Here is a 1,528-nt window from a genome sequence, read left to right on the forward strand (position 1 = left end):
AGCTTGGTCCACTCCACCGCTTCCCGGTGCCGCATCGACAGCAGATAGGTCAGCCAGTTCGCCGTCCCGGTCGCACCCGCGTTATACGGGATCTCACGACTGTCCGCCGCCCCGATCAACGTCAGCAGACGGCCAGACAACCGCTGGATCGCCACATGAACACGGCGTACCTCGTCGGTGATCTCGGCGTCCGAAAGTGTCCACAGGGGACCAGCCGCCAACTTGGCGACATCCGCCTCCACCTGCGCCAACACCCCGTCCACGGAATCAACATTAGGACGTAGGTACGACATCTTCCAGAGGGTCAAGGTCACCAGAATGTGCCAGGTTCAGCAACCAATGAGTCCACACACGCCAGTAGCGGGAGTGCGCCCGCCATCTGCGACTTCGCGCCTGATTCCGTGATCATGCGCCAGCCGCATGGCCCCAGCGAACAGCACGGCTTAGCGGGCGGCTGGCGCGCCGAGGGCGCGGCGTCCCAGGTCGGCGGCGGAGGCGCGGAGGGCGGCGAGGTCGACGTCGACGAGCCGGCCGGAACGCTTCACGATGCGGCCGTCGACGATGACCGTGTCCACGTCGGAGGGTCGCAGGGACGTGACCACCGCACCGGCGCAGTCGGCGCTTCCGGCGAGGTGGGCGAGCCCGTCGAGGAGTACCAGGTCGGCTCGTTTGCCGACGGCGATCGTGCCGATCCGGTCGATCAGGCCCAACGCTCGTGCCCCGTCTACCGTGGCCGCGTCGAGCATGCGTGCAGCCGCGAGCATCGGCGCGGACGCGCTCGGGACGGCGCGCGTACGCTCGGCTCGTAGGGTCGCCCGCATGACCTCGAAGAGGTCCGGCACGGAGTTGACCACCACGTCGACGCCGAGCGCGGGTCGACAGCCCGCATCGGCGAGCCGGCCGTACGCCGAGACTCCGTGGCCCATGAGTTCTTCGACGAGCGGCGTCACGGTGACTCCGGCGCCGGTGTCGGCGAGGAGTTCGGCCTCGTCGGCGGTCACGGAGTTCAGGTGGACCAGATGCACGCCGGGGCCGAGCAGACCCGCTTCGTCCATTCGCGACACTGCTGACGGCGTACGCCCGCCGCCGATGTGCATCGTCACGAGGATGCCCAGGTCCCGCGCCCGGCGCAGGAGTGCCTCGGCTTCGTCGGCCGGGCCGTATTCCGGGCCGAGGATGGCGAGCGCTGCGCTGAGCGTACCCGTGAGATCTGCGCGAGGCTGGTCGCCCGCGATGACCGCGCGCATCCCCAGGCCTTGGTACGCGTCAGCCACCGCCTCGGCGTGAGTGGTGTTGTTCCAGTCCAGGACGGTCGTGATGCCCGCGTCGAGCGCCTCCGCGGCGCCGAGCCGGACGGCGAGGTGCGTGTCCTCCGGCCGGTACGCGGACAGTGCGCGGCCGAGGACGACCTCGAAGTAGCCGGGCAGGGTCAGGTCGGGGCCGATGCCGCGCAGGGGCGCCTGCCACACGTGGCGATGCGTGTCGACGAAGCCGGGGATGAGCACCTGGCCAGTGGCGTCGATGACCT

1 protein-coding gene and 1 pseudogene are annotated in these 1,528 nt (G+C 69.7%); both read right to left on the reverse strand.

All coding sequences use genetic code 11. The annotated features are described in order from the left end of the window. Positions 1-263 (reverse strand): annotated as a pseudogene (locus AB0M47_RS42710) (hypothetical protein); the annotation flags it as partial. Between the two features lie 180 nt (positions 264-443). Further along, the coding region (locus AB0M47_RS42715; protein WP_363424763.1) for an amidohydrolase family protein at positions 444-1,528 on the reverse strand (1,085 nt) is incomplete at its 5' end.

The organism is Hamadaea sp. NPDC051192 (assembly GCF_040682475.1).
Lineage (GTDB): Bacteria > Actinomycetota > Actinomycetes > Mycobacteriales > Micromonosporaceae > Hamadaea > Hamadaea flava.